The 20,461-nt window shown below is 63.4% G+C and carries 21 protein-coding genes; 11 read left to right on the top strand and 10 right to left on the bottom strand.

All coding sequences use genetic code 11. The features are described from left to right. The first annotated feature begins 4 nt into the window (after positions 1-4). Positions 5-838 carry an NAD-dependent epimerase/dehydratase family protein gene (locus B0E51_RS18315; RefSeq protein WP_077446433.1) on the top strand — a complete coding sequence of 278 codons (834 nt, stop codon included), beginning with the start codon at positions 5-7 and terminating at the stop codon, positions 836-838. A gap of 27 nt (positions 839-865) precedes the next feature. Then, on the top strand, positions 866-1,210 hold the full coding sequence (locus tag B0E51_RS18310; protein ID WP_077446323.1) for a YbjQ family protein: 345 nt from the start codon (positions 866-868) through the stop codon (positions 1,208-1,210). A 46-nt stretch (positions 1,211-1,256) separates the two neighbouring features. Here the strand turns inward: B0E51_RS18310 and B0E51_RS18305 are convergent, their stop codons facing one another. Further along, positions 1,257-2,087, bottom strand: a complete 831-nt coding sequence (locus tag B0E51_RS18305) for a kinase (protein WP_077446322.1) — start codon at positions 2,085-2,087, stop codon at positions 1,257-1,259. A gap of 239 nt (positions 2,088-2,326) precedes the next feature. Here B0E51_RS18305 and pdxH point away from each other — a divergent pair, with 239 nt between their 5' ends. From pdxH to B0E51_RS18290, 3 genes are read left to right on the top strand one after another with little or no spacing between them, the layout of a single operon-like run. After that, positions 2,327-2,914, top strand: coding sequence for a pyridoxamine 5'-phosphate oxidase (gene pdxH / locus B0E51_RS18300; protein WP_077446321.1), 588 nt, complete (start codon positions 2,327-2,329; stop codon positions 2,912-2,914). Then, a complete protein-coding gene (locus tag B0E51_RS18295) occupies positions 2,911-3,351 on the top strand; it encodes a secondary thiamine-phosphate synthase enzyme YjbQ (protein ID WP_077446320.1) in 441 nt (146 codons plus the stop codon). Before pdxH ends, B0E51_RS18295 begins: the two co-directional genes overlap by 4 nt. 19 nt (positions 3,352-3,370) lie before the next feature. Further along, the gene (locus tag B0E51_RS18290; protein WP_077446432.1) at positions 3,371-4,189 is read left to right on the top strand and encodes a cobalamin-binding protein; all 819 of its coding nucleotides are present in this window, start codon (positions 3,371-3,373) and stop codon (positions 4,187-4,189) included. Between the two features lie 39 nt (positions 4,190-4,228). On the opposite strand, the gene B0E51_RS18285 is transcribed toward B0E51_RS18290, so the two are convergent. The 3 genes from B0E51_RS18285 to proC form a co-directional block, all read right to left on the bottom strand. Then, entirely contained in the window at positions 4,229-6,343 is a 2,115-nt protein-coding gene (locus B0E51_RS18285) for a M13 family metallopeptidase (protein ID WP_077446319.1), read from the bottom strand. An 85-nt stretch (positions 6,344-6,428) separates the two neighbouring features. Next, positions 6,429-7,004, bottom strand: a complete 576-nt coding sequence (locus B0E51_RS18280; protein ID WP_077446318.1) for a YggT family protein — start codon at positions 7,002-7,004, stop codon at positions 6,429-6,431. After that, positions 7,001-7,825: a pyrroline-5-carboxylate reductase gene (gene proC, locus B0E51_RS18275; protein WP_077446317.1), complete on the bottom strand. Its 825-nt coding sequence runs from the start codon at positions 7,823-7,825 to the stop codon at positions 7,001-7,003. Before proC ends, B0E51_RS18280 begins: the two co-directional genes overlap by 4 nt. A gap of 365 nt (positions 7,826-8,190) precedes the next feature. Here proC and B0E51_RS18265 point away from each other — a divergent pair, with 365 nt between their 5' ends. After that, positions 8,191-9,228: a type IV pilus twitching motility protein PilT gene (locus B0E51_RS18265; RefSeq protein ID WP_077446315.1), complete on the top strand. Its 1,038-nt coding sequence runs from the start codon at positions 8,191-8,193 to the stop codon at positions 9,226-9,228. A 96-nt stretch (positions 9,229-9,324) separates the two neighbouring features. Further along, positions 9,325-10,497 carry a PilT/PilU family type 4a pilus ATPase gene (locus tag B0E51_RS18260; protein WP_077446314.1) on the top strand — a complete coding sequence of 391 codons (1,173 nt, stop codon included), beginning with the start codon at positions 9,325-9,327 and terminating at the stop codon, positions 10,495-10,497. A 234-nt stretch (positions 10,498-10,731) separates the two neighbouring features. Here the strand turns inward: B0E51_RS18260 and B0E51_RS18255 are convergent, their stop codons facing one another. The 6 genes from B0E51_RS18255 to gshB form a co-directional block, all read right to left on the bottom strand. After that, a complete protein-coding gene (locus tag B0E51_RS18255) occupies positions 10,732-12,519 on the bottom strand; it encodes a hypothetical protein (protein ID WP_077446431.1) in 1,788 nt (595 codons plus the stop codon). 147 nt (positions 12,520-12,666) lie between these two features. Then, positions 12,667-13,593: an aspartate carbamoyltransferase catalytic subunit gene (locus B0E51_RS18250; RefSeq protein ID WP_077446313.1), complete on the bottom strand. Its 927-nt coding sequence runs from the start codon at positions 13,591-13,593 to the stop codon at positions 12,667-12,669. Between the two features lie 32 nt (positions 13,594-13,625). After that, complete coding sequence (gene ruvX, locus B0E51_RS18245) at positions 13,626-14,075, bottom strand: Holliday junction resolvase RuvX (RefSeq protein ID WP_077446312.1); 450 nt, start codon at positions 14,073-14,075, stop codon at positions 13,626-13,628. After that, on the bottom strand, positions 14,072-14,641 hold the full coding sequence (locus tag B0E51_RS18240; protein ID WP_077446311.1) for a YqgE/AlgH family protein: 570 nt from the start codon (positions 14,639-14,641) through the stop codon (positions 14,072-14,074). Before B0E51_RS18240 ends, ruvX begins: the two co-directional genes overlap by 4 nt. Positions 14,642-14,699: 58 nt before the next feature. Then, complete coding sequence (locus B0E51_RS18235) at positions 14,700-15,569, bottom strand: energy transducer TonB (RefSeq protein ID WP_077446310.1); 870 nt, start codon at positions 15,567-15,569, stop codon at positions 14,700-14,702. Further along, positions 15,566-16,543 carry a glutathione synthase gene (gene gshB, locus B0E51_RS18230; protein ID WP_077446309.1) on the bottom strand — a complete coding sequence of 326 codons (978 nt, stop codon included), beginning with the start codon at positions 16,541-16,543 and terminating at the stop codon, positions 15,566-15,568. Before gshB ends, B0E51_RS18235 begins: the two co-directional genes overlap by 4 nt. 414 nt (positions 16,544-16,957) lie before the next feature. Between gshB and pilG the strand changes: the two genes are divergently transcribed. The 4 genes from pilG to B0E51_RS18210 all read left to right on the top strand — a co-directional run bounded on the left by pilG (position 16,958) and on the right by B0E51_RS18210 (position 20,413). Then, complete coding sequence (pilG, locus tag B0E51_RS18225) at positions 16,958-17,323, top strand: twitching motility response regulator PilG (RefSeq protein ID WP_077446430.1); 366 nt, start codon at positions 16,958-16,960, stop codon at positions 17,321-17,323. Positions 17,324-17,345: 22 nt separating this feature from the next. Next, positions 17,346-17,717, top strand: coding sequence for a response regulator (locus tag B0E51_RS18220; protein ID WP_077446308.1), 372 nt, complete (start codon positions 17,346-17,348; stop codon positions 17,715-17,717). Continuing rightward, complete coding sequence (locus B0E51_RS18215; protein WP_077446307.1) at positions 17,714-18,253, top strand: chemotaxis protein CheW; 540 nt, start codon at positions 17,714-17,716, stop codon at positions 18,251-18,253. The genes B0E51_RS18220 and B0E51_RS18215 overlap by 4 nt, the downstream gene beginning before the upstream one ends. Positions 18,254-18,382: 129 nt before the next feature. After that, positions 18,383-20,413: a methyl-accepting chemotaxis protein gene (locus B0E51_RS18210; RefSeq protein ID WP_077446306.1), complete on the top strand. Its 2,031-nt coding sequence runs from the start codon at positions 18,383-18,385 to the stop codon at positions 20,411-20,413. Positions 20,414-20,461 lie beyond the last annotated feature (48 nt).

The raw sequence follows: 20,461 nt of genomic DNA, 5'->3' as shown, positions 1-20,461 counted from the left end.
TGTGGTGAACGAACAGGTATTGCTGGCCGGCTGTGGCGACCTGGGCCTGCGCGCGGCGCAGCGTTTGCGGGCACGCGGCGCCGAGGTGTGGGCGTTGCGGCGCGAGCCACCGATCCCAGACGACAGCGGCATCCGCTGGCTGCGCGGTGATCTGACTCGACCCGAGACCCTGCGTGAACTGCCTGTCGGCATCACCCGGGTGGTCTATCTGCCGACGCCGGATCGGCGTGATGAAGCAGCCTATCGCAGCACGTTTGTGGACGGCTTGCGGCACCTGCTTGGCGCACTCGATCAGGCGCACTTGCAACGCGCGCTGCTGATTTCCTCCAGCGCGGTGTATGGCGAGCACGCTGGCGACTGGGTAGATGAAGGGACGCCGCCGGCACCGCCGGGATTCAACGGCAGCGTGTTGCTGGAGGCGGAGCAGTGGCTCGCCACGCAGCAAACTCCCTCAGTCGTGTTGCGACTGGCCGGCTTGTACGGGCCGGGCCGATTGCAGTTGATCGAACGCCTGCGCGCCGGCCAGCTCAAGGTGCCGCGCGCGCAACCGCATTGGGCCAACCGCATCCATGTCGACGATGCCGCGGCGGCGATCGTGCATCTGTTGCCGTTGGCCGATCCGCTGTCGCTGTACCTTGGCGTGGATGACACACCGTTGCCGCTTGATGTGCTGTACGACCACCTGTCCGGCTTGATCGGTGTTTCGCCAGTCGCCGATGGTCCGGCGCCTGGCGGCATCGGCAGCAAGCGGCTCAGCAATGCACGGTTGCGTGCCAGTGGCTTCGTGCCGCAATGGCCGGATTCGCGCGATGGTTATGCGGCCCTGCTTGATGCCTGATCATTCCTCAACTCACGGAGAACCCGCATGGCCAATCCCATCCCGCACCATCAGGTCAGCACCAGCAACGAGATCATCGGCTGCCGGATCGTGCGCTCATTCGGCATCGTGCGTGGCATCACGGTGCGCTCGCGCAGCGTGGTCGGCAATCTCGGGGCGGCGTTGCAGACGATCGTCGGCGGCAACATCTCGATCTACACCGAGCTGTGCGAGAAGGCACGTGAGGAGGCGTTCGAGCTGATGCTGCAGCACGCGGCCGTGATGGGCGCAAACGCAGTAGTGGCGATGCGCTACGACGCCAACGAAGTAGCTCAAGGTGTCACCGAGGTGCTGGCATATGGCACCGCGGTGCAGGTGGAACCAACGGTGTGAGTACCTGACGGACTTGAGCCTAGTTGGAAGATGAGCGTCGTGCTGTTCAGGCGTGACTGAGCCCGGTCACATGCCGCTCCTCGTCGTATTCCACACAGCTGTCGGCCTGTGCCGGCAGCGTGGCGAGTGCGTGCCGGCTGAGTCGCTCGAAGTGCGCCAGAAACCGTTGCATGGCTGCCGTGTCCATCGCCAGCGGAGCATGACGTGCCAGCAGGTCCTGTTCCTGTTCACCGCGCCAGTCGCGCACGATTTCCCAGCTCGGCGCCTGCAGCACGATCAGCGCATCGAACTTGCGCCATAGCGGCTGGTAGCCGCGCAACTGCTTGTTGACCCAGTGCCGCCAGCTGCCGTCGGCATCTTCGGTGCGTTCCAGTTCATTGACCGGATCGTCGAGTGTGGCCTGCAGCTGTGGCCGGATGCCCAGGGCCCAGCCTTCCACGATCACCAGTTTCGGTGGCCTTGTGACGCGGGGCCAGCGTGACGGCGGAATACGCGTATCGCGGCCCTTGTTGAAACGCGGATGCATTACCGGCAGTTTGTCGGAGGCGTGCGGCAGTGCAGCCAGCACCGACAGCAGCAGCTCGATCTCGTGCGTACCCGGCGCGCCGCGTGTGCGCAGCAAGGGGTGAACCTGCTGCGCCAGTGCTTCGCGGTCGCTGCGGGAGTAATAGAAATCATCCAGCGAAAGCACTTCGGTGGCCCACCCGCGTGCTTCGGCCTGCAGCTTCATCACGCGCGCCAGCGTGCTCTTGCCGCTGCCCTGCAGGCCGGACAGTCCCAGGATGTATGGTCGCCGCGAACGGGCAATGCGTCCGGCGTACTGGTCGAGCAGATGACCGGCGAGGGCTTCGTTCTGCTGGCTGGCGAAAGACATCATCAGCGTCGTACCGTGTTGCACGAAGGTAAATCGACAACTGCCATGCCATGCCGGCCGGGTACCAGGCCGGCAGTCCTGTCCAGTTCGCCGCAAGAACAGGCCACGGCAGGGAATCGCGCCAGCGGCCGATTCGTCAAGGCGATACAGGATGGGTAGGACATTGCACTATGATCGCTCATGTTCATCCGCGCCATGATGGCGCGTGCCGGTAACGATGCAAAAGGAAAGTTTCAGACACCATGCTCACACACGAGATCCTGGATACCTTTCGGCGACTGCTGGATGAGGCCAAGGCCAGCGGCGAACGCGAACCGACGGCAATGAATCTGGCCACGGTCGATAGTTCCGGCCGGGTTGCCTCGCGCATCGTGTTGCTCAAGGGTGTCGACGAACGTGGCTTTCGCTTTTACACCAATTACCAGAGCGACAAGGGTAGCCAGTTGGAAGTGCATCCCCAGGTTGCGCTGTGCATTCACTGGAAGCAGTTGCGCGAGGGTGTGCAGGTACGCGTGGAAGGCGCCGCACGCAAACTGCAGGATGAGGAGTCGGATGCGTATTTCGCCAGTCGCCCGCGCGGCAGCCAGATCGGTGCCTGGGCCTCGCTGCAGTCGCAGACGCTGCCGGACCGCGAGACGTTCGAGCAGCGCCTGGCACGCTACGAACACGAGTTCGATGGGCGCGAAGTAACCCGCCCGCCGCACTGGGGTGGTTACGTGGTGGAGCCGGACACGCTGGAGTTCTGGTACGGCGCCGAATTCCGCTGGCACGAGCGTGTCCGCTGGAATCGCCACGGTCAGACCTGGACCAGCCGGCTGCTGTACCCATGACCAGGCCGTTGCTCGCGGAACATGTCGCGCAGGATGGTTTCATCGTGCACACGCGCGGCCGCGGCTTCAGCGAGATCACCGCACAGGCCGGCAATGCGGTGACTGCCAGTCGCGTGCAGACCGGCATCGCGAGCATTTTCACGGCGCATACCAGCTGCTCGCTGCTGCTCGGCGAAAATGCCGACCCGGCGGTGCGTGAGGATCTGGAACGCTGGTTCGCCCGCGCGGTACCCGATGGCGATGCGATCTTCCGGCACGATGCGGAAGGCCCGGACGACATGCCCGCGCATGTGCGTTCAATTCTCACCGGGGTCAGCCTCACCGTACCGGTGCATGGCGGCAAGCTGCTGCTGGGCACCTGGCAGGGCATTTATCTGTGGGAGCACCGTATCGACCCGCATCAGCGCAAGGTCACGGTGACCGTGCTGGGGCATTGAGCGCGTGACCGAATACGTCGTGACCGATTCCCGCCGGCCAGATCACTATCCGCAGCGCATCGTCTGCCTCACCGAGGAGCCGACCGAGGTGCTGTATGCGCTCGGTGAGCAGGATCGCATCGTCGGTATTTCCGGCTTCACGGTGCGACCGCCGCGGGCGCGCAAGGAGAAGCCGAAGGTATCGGCGTTCATCAACGCCAAGATCGGCGAGATCCTGAAGCTAGAACCGGACTTGGCGATCGGTTTCTCCGATATCCAGGCCGATATCGCGCGCGAGCTGATCAAGTCCGGTGTCGAGGTGTGGATCAGCAACCATCGCAGTGTGGATGGCATCCTCGCGTACATCCGCCGGCTTGGCGCGATGGTCGGCGCATATGAAAAGGCCGAGGCCTATGCACAGCGCGCCGAGCGGCATCTTGCCGAGGTTCGTGCGGCCGTCGCGCAATTGCCGCGTCGGCCGAAAGTGTATTTCGAGGAATGGGACGAACCGATCATCACCGGCATCCGCTGGGTCGCCGAGATCGTCGGCATTGCTGGCGGCGACGACTGTTTTCCCGAACTCGCCCGCGAGCCACTGGCGAAGCAGCGCATCCTGCCGAATGGCGACGAAGTGGTGCGACGTGCGCCGGACATCATCCTCGGCTCATGGTGCGGCAAGCGCTTCCGGCCGGAGAAAGTTGCTGCGCGGCCGGGCTGGGATGCGATCCCGGCAGTGAGAAACGGTGACCTGTACGAGATCAAGTCACCGATCATCCTGCAGCCCGGACCGGCCGCGCTGTCCGACGGACTGGATGCGATCCACCGGATCATCCTCGACTGGTCGGCGCGGCAGGGATGATCCGCGCCGAGCTGGCGCGGATCCCGATCGGACGCTGGTTTACCAGATGCGCGCGCGATCCTTCTCGTCGCGCCACATCGGCTGGCCGGGCTTGATGTCGAAGGCCTGGTAGAACTCCGGGATGTTCGACAGCGGCCCGTTCACACGCCACTTGGCTGGGGCATGCACGTCGCTGAGCAGGCCGCGGCGCAACAGGGCGTCCTGTTCCTCGAAGATCCACGACAGCGCGTAGCCGAGGAAGAAGCGCTGCAGCGGCGTGTAGCCGGCAATTTTTCCGCCCTTCCTGTATTGCTCGGTCTTCTTGAACGCATCCAGACCGATCAGCACGCCACCGAAGTCGGCCATGTTCTCGCCCAAGCTGGCGCGTCCGTTGATATGCAGGCCGGGCAGCGGCTCGTACGCATCGAACTGCTTGACCAGGACGTCGGCGCGTTCACCGAATTTCTTCGCGTCGTCCTTGGTCCACCAGTCGGACAGGTTGCCTTTCGCATCGAACTGGCGCCCTTCGTCGTCGAAGCCGTGGGTGATCTCGTGGCCGATGGTCGAGGCGGCGGCATAGCCGTAGACCACGGCGTCGTCCACCTCGTCGTCCTTGTAACCAGGGATGGCGAACTGCGCTGCCGGCAGCACGATCTCGTTGTTGGACGGGTTGTAGTAGGCGTTGTAGGTCTGCGGGGTCATGTCCCATTCGCTGCGGTCGACCGGCTTGCCGAATTTCGAGAGCTGGTCGTCGAAGGCCCAGCGACGGGCGTTCATCTCGTTCTGCGCGTACGAGTCGCGGCCGATCTGCAGGGCGGAATAGTCCTTCCACTTGTCCGGATAGCCGACCTTTTTGGTTACGGCGGCCAGCTTCTCGTGTGCCTTGGCCTTGGTGGCGGCGCTCATCCAGTCGAGCTGGTCGATCCGCTCGCCATAGGCGGTGCGGATCGCCTCGACCAGATCGTTGTAACGCTGCTTGGTTTTCTCGGGGAAATATTCCTTGACGAAGATGCGGCCAAGGATCATGCCGATTGCCTCGTTCTCGGCGTCGAGTGTGCGCTTCCAGCGTGGTCGCTGTTCCTTCTGGCCGGTCAGCACGCGGCCGTAGAAATCGAAGTGCTCGTCGTCGAGCGACTTGCCCAGGGTGGATGCGTAGCTGTCGATCAGATGCATGCGCAGGTAATCGCGCAACACTGGCGCCGGCGTTTGTCGAAGCAGTTTCTGCAGCCCGCCGAAAAACTCCGGCTGGCCCACGATGAGGTAGGGCGCGTCGAGTTTCCATGTCAGCAGACGCTGCTTCCAGGCGATGTCCGGGGTGAACTTCAGGGTCAGTTCGGCCGGTGCCATCTTGTTGTAGTTCTTCTGCGGATCGCGCAGATCGGCCAGCGGCCGCGAGACCTTGGCCAGCGCCGTCTCGAAATTCATCACCTGGGTGGCGCTGGTCTTCGCGGCGGCGTCATCGGCGCCGAGCAGCTTGAACATCCGCTGCAGATGTTCGACATAGGCGGTGCGTGCCTTGGCAACCCCGGCCTCGCTGTTGAAGTAGTAGTCGCGATCGGGCAGGCCGAGTCCGCCTTGTCCGACATGGACGGCCATCACGTCGCTCTGCTTCTCGTCCTGCTGCACGCCGAAATCGAAGAAGGCATCGACGCCGAGCGGTTGCAGCGCAAAGGCGGCATCGAGCGCACTGGTCACGTCGGTGACGGCATCGATGCGCGCAAGCTCGGATTTCAGCGGCGTGATGCCTTGTTGTTCGGCCAGGCTGCTGTCCATTGCGGTGTTCCAGAAGTCGCCGATCTTCTGCTCGTCGCTGCCGCTGGCTGCATTCTTCGTCGCGGCGGCGTCCTCGCTGATCTTGCGCAGCTTGTCGTAGAGGTCCTCCTGCACCAGCTTGCCGATGCCCCAATAGGCCTCGGAGGCAGGAATCGGATGGCTCTTGAGCCAGGCACCGTTGGCGTAGCTGAAGAAGTCGTCGCCGGGCTTCACCGAACTGTCGATATTGACGGCAATCACGTCGGGCTTAGCCGCGGTCGCGGTCGCCGTTGTCGTCGATGCCGTTGCCGCGGGTGCGGTTGTCTGCGATGCCTGGGACGGCGTCTGGTCACAGCCACCGATGGTGGTGACGATGGCGGCTACCAGCAGACAGAGGGGCAGGCAATGCCGGTTCGCTTTCATGTGCCGGGTTCCGTGTAGGTGAGGGCGCATGCTAGCGGATCGCCGCCATGGCGGATGGCGGCGTGCGCCATGACTTAAGGCAGGGTCAGCCGGTCATCGCCAGTTGTGCGCCGAAGTCGAGGAGCGGTGCCGCGACCAGCAAGCGGGCCAGCAAAAGCACAATCATCACTGCCATCGGCGCGAAGTCGATATTGCCGGCGATGAGTCGGCCACGCAGTGGACGCAGCACGGGTTCCACAATGACGCCGGCCAGCCGCAGCACGGGTTGCCGCCGATCCACCGCAAACATGCTCAGCAACGACCAGCCGAACAGCAGCACGATGTAGAACAGCAGGGCGAAGTCGAGCAGCTCGGCCAGCGCCAGCAACAGCAGGCCGACGGGATGTGGCATCACGCCGATCAGGGCAAACAGCAGCAGGCGTTTCAGCAGCATCGCCAGCCACGCCAGCAGCAGAGCCGCCAGATTGATCCGGCGCCAGTTCGGCAGCACGCGCCGGATCGGCGCCAGTACCGGGTTGGTATAGCGGTAGATGAACTGGCTCAGCGGGTTGTTGAAGTCCGCACGGCAGGCTTCAGCGGCCACGCGCAGCAGCAGCAGCGTGATCACGGCCTCGAAAGCCAGTTCGATCAGCACGGAAAGGGCATTCACCAAATAGCTCAAGGGAGTGTGTCCAGTTGGGCGGCCAGTTCTTCGCCACGACGGGTGGCGGCCGTGACGGCGCGGGCGACGATGCGCGGCAAGTCATCCGCGCTGAAACTTTCCAGCGCGGCCTGGGTGGTGCCGTTGGGCGACGTGACGCGCTGGCGCAGCACGGCAGGATCTTCACCGCCCTCGACCAGCATGCGGCCGGCACCGAGGCAGGTCTGCGTGGCCAGCGCGCGGGCAGTGTCGCGCGGCAGGCCTTGTGCGACGGCAGCGGCCTCCAGCGCTTCGACCAAGGCGAAGAAGTAAGCGGGACCGGAGCCGGACAGTGCGGTGACGGTGTCCATCAGCACTTCATCGTCGATCCAGCGGGTGATGCCGGCGGTGTCGAGGATGTGCTGCGCCTGCGCTTTCTGCGACGGGCTGACCCGGTTGTTCGCGCACAGGCCGGTGGCGCCAGCGCCGATCAGCGCCGGCGTGTTCGGCATGCAGCGCACGATCGGCAGGCTGGCGCCGAACCAGCGTTCCAGCTGGTCCAGTCGCACACCGGCGGCGATCGAGATCAGCAGTGGCCGGTTGCGCTGCAAGGTGTCGCGCAGCTCGGCGTGGATTGCCGGCATGATCTGCGGCTTGACTGCCAGTACGATCACCTCGGCCTGGGCAGCGGCAAGCCGGTTTTCGGCGTAGCAGGCAACCCCGAATTCGCGACCCAGCGCGTGCCGGGCCTCGGTCAGCGGTTCGGCGACGCTGATGGTGGCCGCGGCCACGCCGGTTTTCAGCAGGCCGCCGATCAGGCTGCGCGCCATGTTGCCGCCGCCGATGAAGGCAAGTTGGGTCATGCAAGGGTTCCTCGATCATCCAGGCCGCTACCTTACCGGAGCCGGCGCGGTTGCAAGGTGGTTCATGGGTATGGCGGTCCACCGATACAAGCGCGCCCGGTCCGGACAGCCGTTGGAGGATGGCTTTGCAGGCAATGTTGCGAACCGGGTCGACAGTTTGCACGTCGACGGTGGGAAAGACTGGCCGCACAGGCGGTTGCGCGAGTAGTATCGACGCGGCTGCAAGGGGAATCGGTGGTTCGACAGGGTGGCTCGAGTGGTGACTGCGCCATGCGCTGCGGTGCACCATGCCTGTGGATCCCATCCGGTTCCCGCTGCGGCATCCAATTCATGCCATCCAGACGATCGGTTGAGGGGAACGACAGATGGACATTGCCGAACTGCTTGCCTTCTCGGTGAAGAACAAGGCCTCGGACTTGCACCTGTCCGCAGGACTGCCGCCGATGATTCGCGTTGACGGCGACGTTCGCCGCATCAACATCCCCGCGCTTGAGCACAAGCAGGTGCATTCGCTGGTGTACGACATCATGTCGGACAAGCAGCGGCGCGATTACGAGGAGTTCCTCGAGACCGACTTCTCGTTCGAGATTCCCGGGCTGGCGCGTTTCCGCGTCAATGCGTTCACCCAGAATCGTGGCGCCGGCGCGGTATTCCGCACCATTCCGTCCGAAGTGCTGACGCTGGAGGACCTTGGTTGCCCGCGCATCTTCAAGGAACTGATCGAACAGCCGCAGGGCTTGATCCTGGTGACCGGTCCGACCGGTTCGGGCAAGTCGACCACGCTGGCGGCGATGGTCGACCACATCAACAAGAACGAATACGGCCACATGCTCACGATCGAGGATCCGATCGAGTTTGTGCATACCTCGCAGAAGTGCCTGGTCAACCAGCGCGAAGTGCATCGCGACACGCTCGGCTTCAACGAGGCGCTGCGCTCGGCACTGCGCGAGGATCCGGATTACATCCTGGTCGGCGAGTTGCGCGATCTGGAAACGATCCGCCTCGCGCTGACTGCCGCTGAAACCGGTCACTTGGTCTTTGCCACCGTGCATACCAGTTCGGCGGCCAAGACGATCGACCGCATCATCGACGTGTTCCCCGCCGGCGAAAAGCCGATGGTGCGTTCGATGCTGTCCGAGTCCCTGCGCGCGGTTATTTCGCAGTCGCTGCTGAAGAAGGTCGGTGGCGGCCGCATCGCGGCGCACGAGATCATGGTCGGCATCCCGGCGATCCGCAACCTGATCCGCGAGGACAAGGTGGCGCAGATGTATTCGTCGATCCAGACCGGTCAGCAGTTCGGCATGCAGACGCTGGATCAGTGCCTGCAGGATCTGGTCAAGCGTGGTCTGGTGACACGTCAGCAGGCTTCCAGCTATGCCAAGAACAAGGAATCGTTCAAGTAAAACCGGGACGCGGGGAGCGGGGTTGCGAAGCGACTGCTACCCCGCCTCTGTTCTCCGCCCCTGTACTCCGTTTCCTGTCTCCGGAGGAGACCCGCGATGAGCGAATTTGATTTCACCTCGTTCCTGAAACTGATGGTGCACAAGAAGGCCTCCGACCTGTTCATCACGGCGGGTGTGGCGCCGTCGATGAAGGTGCAGGGCCGCATCGTGCCGATCACCCAGAGCCCGCTCAGCGTGCAGCAATCGCGCGACATGGTGCTCAACGTGATGACGCCGGGCCAGCGCGAGGAGTTCGAGAAGACCCACGAATGCCAGTTCGCGATTTCCGCGCAGGGCGTCGGCCGTTTCCGCGTGTCGTGCTTCTACCAGCGCAACTGCGTCGGCATGGTGTTGCGCCGGATCGAGTCGAAGATCCCGACACCGGAGGAGTTGAATCTGCCACCGGTGATCAAGCAGCTGGCGATGACCAAGCGCGGCATCATCGTGTTCGTCGGTGCCACCGGCTCGGGCAAGTCGACCTCGCTGGCGGCGATGGTCGGTTATCGCAACCAGAATTCGACCGGCCACATCATCACGATCGAGGATCCGATCGAGTACGTGCACAAGCACGAGGGCTGCATCATCACCCAGCGTGAAGTCGGCATCGACACCGACAGCTGGGACAATGCGCTGAAGAACACGCTGCGCCAGGCACCGGACGTGATCATGATCGGCGAGGTGCGCACACGCGAAGGCATGGATCACGCGATCGCCTTCGCCGAAACCGGCCACTTGGTGTTGTGCACGTTGCATGCGAACAACGCCAACCAGGCGATGGACCGCATCCTGCATTTCTTCCCGGAAGATCGTCGCACGCAGCTGCTGATGGATCTGTCGCTGAACCTCAAGGGCATCGTGGCGCAGATGCTGATACCCACACCCGATGGCAAGGCGCGCCGGGTTGCGGTGGAAATATTGCTGGGTACGCCGTTGGCACAGGATTACATCCGCCAGGGCGAGATCCACAAGCTGAAGGAATTGATGAAGGAATCCACCCTGCTCGGCATGAAGACGTTCGACCAGGCTCTGGTCGAGCTGTATCACGCCGGGGAGATCAGCTACGAGGATGCGCTGCGCTACGCCGACAGCTCGAACGAAGTGCGCCTGCGCATCAAGCTCGCACAGGGCGGCGACGCGCATACCTTGTCCCAGGGGCTGGAGGGTGTGGAGCTGGAAGAGACACGCGACGCGCAGAACTTCGGTGGCGGCAGCAACCTGCTGAATCGCTGAGGCTGTACTTGTCACGCAGGGTTGATCTCCACTAAGGAACTAGCGGATGCCGTCGTTCAATCCGTGCACCACCTGAGGCCGAGCTCGATACAACCGCGTCGGTGGGTGGGTACTGGCATGACGGAAAGGTCTTGGTGGTCAGCAGTGCCGTACTCGAGTTATGCGATCTGATCACGCATGAAAAACCCGGAGCGCCGCAGCGCTCCGGGTTCTTGAGTCGAGCCTTGACGGTGGTTACTTCAGGGCCGTCTGGCTGGTGATCACCATGCCGCTGTCGTCGACATGCATTTCGGCATCGATGCTGTCGACTCGCTCGGCCTGGGCTTTCATGGCGGCGAACTGCGCTTTCGAACGTGCTGCATTGGCGGCAGCCTGCGCAGCTTCGTCCGTGCTGTCGCCATCGATCGAAGGCTCGTCAGTCTTGCTGAGTGCTGCGGTGGCAGCCGCCAGACTGTCGACCTTTTGCTCCATCAGCTGCAACCAGTCCAGATACATGGCGCCGCTCAGGTGCATGCGGGTCATGCCGCCGGCATCGCCAGCGGGATCCTTCAGCGTGTCGGTGAGCTTGGTATCCTCGCCGGCTCCGATGCCCAGGGCGAGCGCCTTGTCGCTCATCGCAACCCAGGCGGGCTGGCCAAGCATGCTGGTCATGTCCTTTGGCAGCGGCAGCGGCTTGCCATCGTTGCCAAGTTTCAGCTGGGCGAGCGCGGGCACCATCATCTGGCTGCTGGCGAGCAGGCCCGAGGGATTGTTGCTACCGAACACGATGCGCCCGCTGAAGGTCGGCATGCTGGAATCCTTGCCGGGAACCAGGGTGTCCAGCGCAATGCGCAGACCGAGCATGTCGCCAAAGGGCGGGATGGCCGCTTTCTGCATCGCCGGGCCGAGCTTGGCGAAACTGTCGTTGAGATCGAGCAGGGCCGGACAGGTGAATGGCTTGGCTGCCACCGCATCGGCCTGAGCGGACCAGAATGTGCGCATCTGAGCGATCGGCAGTGCCAGGCTCAGATCAAACGGTGCGGTGCCAGCGCTGCCCAGGCCAGGCAGACCCACCTTGAGGCCGGCAAAGGCTTTGCTGATGTCGTCGGCCAGCGTCACGTCCAGCCGCATGTCCTGGTGCTTCGTGTCGAGTCGGGTATAGCCGAAATTCACGGCCGGTACGCGGGCGGCGATACGGGCGGCGTCGGTCATGCAGCTTGGCGAAGTCTGCAGCTGATTGGCCACCGGTTCGCCTGTCTTGGCGGAGACAGCCTCGGCTCGCGCCTTGAGGATGGCGCTCAGCAGGGGATCCGTGCCACCGATGGCCAGCGGCAGGGCGCGGGTCAGGTCTAGGTTGCCGACCATCCACTTCTGGTAGCCCTTGGCCTTGGCCAGTGCGTCAAGACGACCGTCATCCAGCAGGCTCTTTTGCGGCCGATCGAGTCCCAGTGCCTCGCGCAACATGGCGGGCGACACATCGGCTGGCAGCAGCGCGGCCACGGCCTGCTTGCCGACCGTGGCCAGGATCACCTCGGTACCGGAGGCAGCGAAGCCATATTTGCGATAACTCTGTGTGCCGATGCTGGCGATATCGAGCTTCTTGCCGTAGGCGGTTTCCAGCCGGCTGACGAAACCCTCGAATGCCTTCGGATCGTTCAGTTCGAAGCGTGCGATCGGCGCCAGGCCGAGCCCGTAGAAGGCCGAGAGGCCTTTGATATTCACGCCGGCGCTTTGCGCGAAACCCTCGACGGTCTTGCCGTTGAACTCCGCACTCAGTGCGTGCAACAGACGTGCACCATCGGGATCCTTCGCTGCCAGACGGTCGGCCGCAGCATTCAGCTGGGCCAGTTGCGTGGGCAGTTGTGCGTCGGCCTGGGCAAGCAGGGCCGCGCGGGTGCCGTCGTCCAGTACGTCCAGATTGGCCACCACGTACGGCGTGTCTGCCGGCACGAAAGCCAGCGGTGCATCCTTGTCCTTGTGCCCGCAGGCCGCCAGCATGACGCCAGCAAAGCCCAGCGCGATAAAGCGCTTCGTCGATCGCATGATGATCCCCATGGCTGATGAATACTGCGCCGCTATTATGCCGCTTTGTGGGTTGTTGCGGCGCGGCAACCTGTGGTTTGGTGCGGCCTGGCTATGTACGGATTCCCGGTCACTGCCGGAATGCGCTGTTCGACGCCGATACTGTGTTCAGCGGGCCAGCACTTCGTTCAATACCGCCATGCGCACGAAGACGCCGTTGCCGACCTGCTCCAGAATGCGCGACTGGGCGCCGTCGGCCACGTCCGGGGCGATCTCGATGCCACGGTTGATCGGGCCTGGATGCATGACCAGGCAGCCCTTGGAGGCACGTGCCAGACGGCGCTGATCAAGGCCGTAATGGTCGAAGTAGGCCGCTTCGTCGGGCAGGTCGATCGAGGCCATGCGCTCTTTCTGAAGGCGCAACATGATCACGGCATCGGCGCCGTCGATGGCGGCATCAAAGTCGTCGTAGTGCTGGCAGTGCGGGAATTCCTCTGCCGTCGGCATCAGGGGGGTCGGTCCGCACAGGCGGATCTGCTTGATGCCCAGGGTGCTGAATGCGTGGATGTCCGAACGCGCCACCCGCGAATGCCGGATGTCGCCGCAGATCACGACGCTGAGGTTCTCGAAATCCGGCCGGTGCTGGCGGATCGTCAACGCGTCAAGCAGGCCCTGGGTGGGGTGCGCCCGGTTGCCGTCGCCGGCATTGATCACTGACACGCCGCTCATGGCGTGGCGCACCAGCTCGTCCGGCGTGCCGGAGTGCTTGTGGCGCACGATGATCGCATCCAGATGCATGGCTTCCAGCGTATGCAGCGTGTCGAACAATTCCTCACCCTTGCTGGTCGAGGAGAAGCCGATGTCAAAATTGATCACATCGGCACCAAGCCGGCGTGCCGCCAGCTCGAAGGAAGTGCGCGTGCGGGTGGAAGGCTCGAAAAACAGGTTCAGCACGGTGCGTCCGGCCAGCACGTCGAGCTTGCGGGTGCCATGCGCGCAGGCATCGCGCAGCGCCTCGGCGCGGTCGAGCAGGCGCTCGATCGTCTCGCGCGGAAGATGTTCCAGGGTGGTCAGGTGACGCAGGCGAGGGCTCATGGCGGCAGGTCTGAGATTGGGGGGATAGGAAGTTAGTGACCGGTAGCGACAGCGGGCCATGCTTCTGCGCCACCCAGCCAGCGCTCGACGATGATCGCCGCGGCTTCGGCGTCGATCGTTGCGGCATCGCGCCGGCGCTTGAGCCCGGCGGCACGGGCAGCTGCGAATCGTGCAGCGGCTTCCTGCGAGCTGTGGCGCTCGTCGACGAGCATCACCGGCAGGCTGTAGCGTTGCTGCAGCTGGGTGGCGAAACGGCGTGCACTGCGGCTGGCAGCCTGCTCGCCGCCATCGAGCGCCAGCGGCAGGCCGACGATGAGAGTGTCCGGCAGCCATTCCTTGCGCAGGCCATCGAGCTGCTGCCAGTCCGGTTCGCCATCACGCACGGGAATCGTGGTCAGTCCACGCGCGCTGGCGGTCAACGAGTTGCCGATGGCTACACCCGTCAGGCGACTGCCGACGTCGAACCCGAGCACACAGCTCATGCGTGGCCCGCATAGCCGGACAGCTGGCGTGGATCCACCCCGACCAGTCCGGCGGCGGCGCTCCAGCGCTCTTCCAGCGGGGTATCGAACACCACCCGACCGCAGGCTTCGGCGGTAAGCCAGGCATTGGCCATCAGCTCCTGTTCCAGCTGGCCGGCGTCCCAGCCGGCGTAACCGAGCGCCATGATCGCCTGGCGCGGGCCTTCACCGGCAGCCATCGCAACCAGGATGTCGCGCGAGGTGGTGACCGACCAGTCGTCATTGACGCGATAACTGGATTCCCAGTCGCCAGGGTCGCGGTGCAGCACGAAGCCGCGCTCTTGCTGCACCGGGCCGCCGATCAGCACCGGGGCATCGGCCAGTTCGCTGTCCACGCATTCGAGCCGCATCTGCGCCAGCACGTCACCGAAGCGGTATTCGGACAACTGGTTGACCAGCAGGCCAACTGCGCCGTCCTCGCTGTGCTGGCACAGCAGCGCTACACCGCGCGAGAATGGCGGTTCGGCCAGATTCGGCATCGCGATGAGGAAGTGCCCGGTAAGGGTGGCGAGTTGCCCGGAAGTCATGTCTGCATTGTATGCGCACTGTGGTGAGCGCGTCGTATTCCACTGACTAGATCAGATTTCAGTGCGTCTCCAGCACGTCGTTCGGCTGGAATTCCCAGGTCCGGGTGATATTGAGCTGGTCCAGCGCCTCGCTGGTATGTGGCGCGGGAGGAAATGGCGCTGCCAGTCGCACAATCTGCTTGGCAGCGTCGTCCAGCAGCGGTTGGCCGGAGCCCCGGATCACCTTGATGTCCTCAATGCTGCCGTCGAGGTTGAGTACCACGGTAAGCAGTACATCGCCGTGCAGGCCGCGGCGACGCGCCTCTTCCGGGTAGTTGAGATTGCCGACCCGCTCGACGCGCTCGGCCCAGCCGCTCAGGTAGGCGGCATATACGTCCGACTTGGTATTCGCGGTGAGGTATTTGACCTTGGGCCGCTTGGCGTATTCCGTCTGCTGTTTACGGATCGCAGCTTCCAACCTTGCTGCTTCCTGCTCATTTTGCAGCTCGGCCGCGGTCGGGACCTGATCCTGCGGATCGATCTGGGTCTGCGCGGTATCGCTGGTGACACTGAAGTCGGTTGCTCCGGTGGTAGTGACCATCCGGGTCGGGGTGGCTTCGTGAGGCTGCGGTGTGGCAGCTTCGACGGGTTGCGCCGCCGTGCCCGTATCAGGCTTGGGCAGCATGCCGGAAAAGGGTTGCGACGGTCGCCCAGCCTTGTCGCTCTGGCCGCCACCACGGTTATTGGCTTGTGCCAGGAAGTCTGCCTTGTCCGGCACCTCCTGATTCGCCACGTTGACCAGGGTCACATCCAGCGTCGGCAGGCTGGGGCTGGACTTCGCGAAGTGAAAGGTGATGCCGAGCAGCAGCACACCATGCAGCAGCAACGAGAACAGCAGGGTGGCGCCGATGGGATCCGGGGCGCTGGAAGCGGTTGCAGTGGTGCTCACGCGGTGCGATTTCCGATGACGTGCTGCTCGATGACGTCGAACAACTGGCCGGCAATGTTAATCCCGAACTGGGCATCCAGCTCGCGCACGCAGGTCGGGGATGTGACGTTGATCTCGGTCAGGTAGTCACCGATCACGTCCAGACCTACAAACAGCAGGCCGCGGCGGCGAAGTTCGGGTGCCACCTGGGCCACGATCCAGCGGTCGTGGTCGGACAGTGGCATGCCGACACCGCGGCCACCGGCGGCAAGATTGCCGCGGAACTCGTTACCTTGCGGGATTCGCGCCAGTGCATAAGGCACCGGCTCGCCATCGATGACCAGGATGCGCTTGTCGCCGGTGGTGATCTCGGGGATGTACTTCTGTGCGATGGTCAGCTGCCGCCCTTCGCCATGCGCATCGCCACCGAGCAGGGTTTCCAGCATCGAGTTGAGATTGCTGTCGCCAGCCTTGACCCGGAAGATGCCGCGCCCGCCCATGCCGTCCAGCGGTTTCAGCACGATTTCGGCGTGTTCGGCCGCGAAGCGACGCAGTTCGCCGGCATCGCGTGAAACCAGGGTGGGTGCGATGCATTGCGGAAAAGTCAGTGCAAACAGCTTCTCGTTGCAATCACGTAGCGCGCGCGGATGGTTGATGATGCTGACGCCGGCGTGCTGGGCCGCTTCGAGCACCATGGTGTCGTAGATGAACTGGGCGTCGACCGGCGGATCCTTGCGCATCAGCACCACGTCGAGTTCACGCAGGTCGCGCCACTGCGCCTGTTCCAGCGTGTACCAGTGCTGCGGATCTTCACGCACGCTGAGCGGCGCGATCCGGGCCCACGGGGCACCGTCGCGCAACGCCAGATCGCCTTGTTCGAAGTAATGCAGCGTATGGCCACGCCGCTGGGCTTCCAGCAGCATCGCGAAGCTGGTGTCCTTGGCGATCTTGATCGTGCTGATGGGGTCCATCAGTACGCCGACCGAAAGGGTCATGGTGAATCTCCAATATGGCGACCTGAATGAGGTCGATTGACAGGCAGGCGTAGTCCGGCTGGTCCCCGCCTGGTACCTAATAGTAAGTGGGAAGCCCGTCAGGGATATCCCCATGGCGACAGGATTGTCCATGATTCGATGGCTGTCGCAGACGGCCAGATGGTGCCACTATGGGTCACGTGGGCGGGAATCCGAACAATTGCTTGACAGTCTCGGCAGGCAGGCAGTAAACAGCAAAGCCTTGGGGACTCTGCCGCAGAGCGGGTTCCCGATGATTCGTTTCGAAATTTTTTACATGCGCACCGTACGGCATGGCTGTTGCATGTCTTGGTGTCTATCCTGAGCTCGGGCCGGGCCGCAGGGGGAGTAGTGAATTTGAACGTGAGTGCTAATGACTTGGCTGGTCTCAAGGTCATGGTGATCGATGACTCGAAGACCATCCGCCGCACGGCGGAAACCCTGCTTAAAAAAGAGGGCTGCGAGGTGTTGACCGCGGTCGACGGATTCGAGGCGCTTGCCAAGATCTCCGATCAGAAGCCGGCGATCATCTTTGTCGACATCATGATGCCGCGGCTGGATGGTTATCAGACCTGCGCGCTGATCAAGAACAATCCGCTTTTCCGTGCCACGCCGGTGATCATGCTGAGCTCGAAAGATGGCCTGTTCGACAAGGCTCGCGGGCGCATCGTGGGTGCCGAACAGTATCTGACCAAGCCGTTCACGCGAGACGAGCTGCTTGGTGCCATTCATCGCCATGTCAGCACGGTACCCAACCGCTGACTGCAGATTCTGAGGGGGACCTGTGGCCACTATTCTCATCATCGACGATTCGCCGACCGACGTGCGCGTGTTCACCACGCTGCTTGAGCGTGCCGGCCATCAGGTCGTCGCTGTCGGAACAGCCGAGGAAGGCATCGAGCGCGCACGCGCCGAGCCACCGCACCTGATCATCATGGACGTGATCATGCCCGGCATGAATGGCTTCCAGGCGACCCGCACGCTGACCCGTGATCCGGTCACTTCGGCGGTACCGATCGTGATGATTACCACCAAGTCGATGGAAACCGATCGGGTGTGGGGTTTGCGTCAGGGCGCCCGTGCGTTCATCACCAAGCCGGTGAACGAGAAGGAACTGCTGGCCTGTATCAACGATCTGCTGTCGAGTGCAACATGAACCAGACTGTCAATCGCACCCCGTTCGAAATCCTGGCGCGCTACGAGCGGTTATCGTTGGCGCATGCCTCCGACACGAGCGACAAGCTGGAAGCGCCCGGATTGTGGCGCGGCATCGGTTTTCGCGTCGGTTCGCGCATGCTGGTCAGCGGCATCGACGAAATCAATGAATTGCTGGCTGTGCCCACGCTCACGCCGGTGCCGGGTACCCAGTCCTGGCTGCTCGGGGTAGCCAATGTGCGCGGCAATCTGGTGCCGGTGATCGACTTCGGCCGGTTCCTGTTTGGCGAGCGCACACTGCATTCCGATCGCACCCGTCTCCTGATCGTGCGTCAGGGCAGCGGCAATGTGGCGCTGCTGGTCGACGAAGTGTTTGGCCAGCGCACGGTGGATGAGCAGCAGCGACGCGAGGTCGAGCGCGAGGATGATCCGCGGCTGGCCCGTTTCGTCGAAAACCGGGTGGGTGAGCAGCAACTGGCGATTTTCAGCATGAGCCGGCTGGTGCGTGCACCTGATTTCCGACAGGCGGCAGCGTGAGCTGAGCGCGGTTACAGATTATGGAAGGGCCGGTGCCGATTGCGGCCGGAGTTGAAACAACAAATCCCTGGCCAGCAGCCGCGCGATGATGCGGAGCCGGCAACGTACAGTTAGACGGATGAGGTGAACATGAGCACTACAGGGGGCGTCAGCAGGGAACGAGGTTACACCGCACTCATTGTCCTGCTGCTGATTGCGATCGGCATTGCGGCGTTTGACTTCTGGCGACTGAACATCAAGAACGATGAGGATCGCCAGGCCATCGCGCTGACTACGCAGATCCAGGTGCTGTCACAGCAGACGGCCAAGTTCGCGCTGGAATCGGCAAACGGCAATACCGACTCCTTCAAGGAGCTTGAGGGCACCCGCAACGCCATCGATTCCGCCGTGCAGAAACTGGGCAAGGGCGATCCGACGAGCGGCATGCAGGCTTACGCCGACAACAATGCGTCCCCCGCTGGCCGTGCTGTGAGTGCGCTTGACGCCTCGTGGCAGCAGCTCGATGGCGATATCGGCAAGATCCTTTCCAACAAGGCCGTGGTGCTCGATTCGGCGCAGCGCGCCGACACGCTGTCGCAGCAGATGCCGTTGCTCAATTCGAGCATGGAGCAGGTGGTCAACATCCTGCAGCAGCGCAACGGCAGCTCCGAGCAGATGCTGGGCACTTCCCGCCAGATGCTGTCGGCTGACCGCATCATCCGCCGAGTGCAGGAAGTGTTGCAGGGTGGCGACAATGCACAGTCGGCGGCCGATGGCCTGTCCCGCGATGCGCAGCTCTATGGCAGCGTGCTGAAGGGTCTGCTTGACGGCAACCCCGACAGTGGCGTGAAGCCGATCAGTGATGCCAACGCGCACAAGATTCTCACCGACATGGATGCCGGCTGGACCAAGCTGGCCGACCCGGTGGCCAAACTGGTCGCTGCTGCAGGCAACATCGCCGACGTGAAACACGCGGGCAACCAGGCTTCGCTGGACTCGCAGACGGTACTCCTGCGCGCCAACGACCTGTCCGAGCAGATCGGCAAGCTGCCGCTGCGGCGGCTGTTCCCGAATGTGTGGTGGGGCCTGTTCGGCGCGATTGCCGCGGTGGCCTTCGCCCTGTTGCTGGTCATCACGCTGGTGGGCGATCAGCGCCGCCGGTTTGCCAGCAGTACCGAGCTGAACCAGCGTAACCAGGAGGCGATCATGCGCCTGCTGGACGAAATGGGCTCGCTCGCCGAAGGCGACCTGACGGTGAAGACCACGGTGTCGGAAGACATCACCGGCGCGATCGCCGACTCGGTGAACTACGCCATCGATGAGCTGCGTTCACTGGTGACCACCATCAACGAGACCTCGGAGCAGGTGTCGTCGTCAGCACAGGAAACCCAGACCACGGCACGCCATCTGGCCAACGCGGCAGAACAGCAGGCGCAGCAGATCAGCACGGCGACCACGGCCATCAACCAGATCGCCAGTTCGATGGATGACGTGTCGAAGAACTCCGCCGAGTCGGCCGACGTGGCCGAGCGCTCGGTGCAGATCGCCTCGCACGGCGCCGAAGTGGTGCGCGAGACGATCTCGGGGATGGACTCGATCCGTGACCAGATCCAGGAGACCTCCAAACGCATCAAGCGGCTGGGTGAATCCTCGCAGGAAATCGGCTCGATCGTGGAACTGATCAACGACATTGCCGAGCAGACCAACATCCTCGCCTTGAACGCGGCGATCCAGGCGGCTTCGGCCGGTGAGGCAGGCCGCGGTTTCGCGGTGGTGGCGGACGAAGTGCAGCGATTGGCCGAACGCTCGACCAGCGCGACCAAGCGAATCGAGACACTGGTGCAGACGATTCAGTCCGATACCAACGAAGCGGTGAACTCGATGGAGCAGACCACCGCCGAGGTGGTGGCCGGTGCGCGCAAGGCGGAAGACGCCGGTAGTGCACTGGGTGACATCGAGCGCGTGTCGCACGATCTGTCCGCGCTGATTCAGAACATCTCCAGCGCAGCGCGACAGCAATCCGCAGCGGCGACGGACATTTCGCATTCAATGAACGCGATTCAGGAAATTACTTCGCAAACCTCGCAAGGTGCGAGCCAGACCGCCGACTCGATCGGTACGCTGGCGCAGCTGGCGAGTGATCTGCGACGCTCGGTGGCGCACTTTAAGCTGCCGGGTTGACATTGGAATTTATGACGGGGGGCAGTCTCGTTGGTTGCGTGATGCCTG

It is taken from the genome of Rhodanobacter sp. C05 (genome assembly GCF_002001165.1).
Classification (GTDB): domain Bacteria; phylum Pseudomonadota; class Gammaproteobacteria; order Xanthomonadales; family Rhodanobacteraceae; genus Rhodanobacter.
Note: the sequence above shows the minus strand (reverse complement) of the source record. Positions and strands in the feature narration are given on the sequence as shown.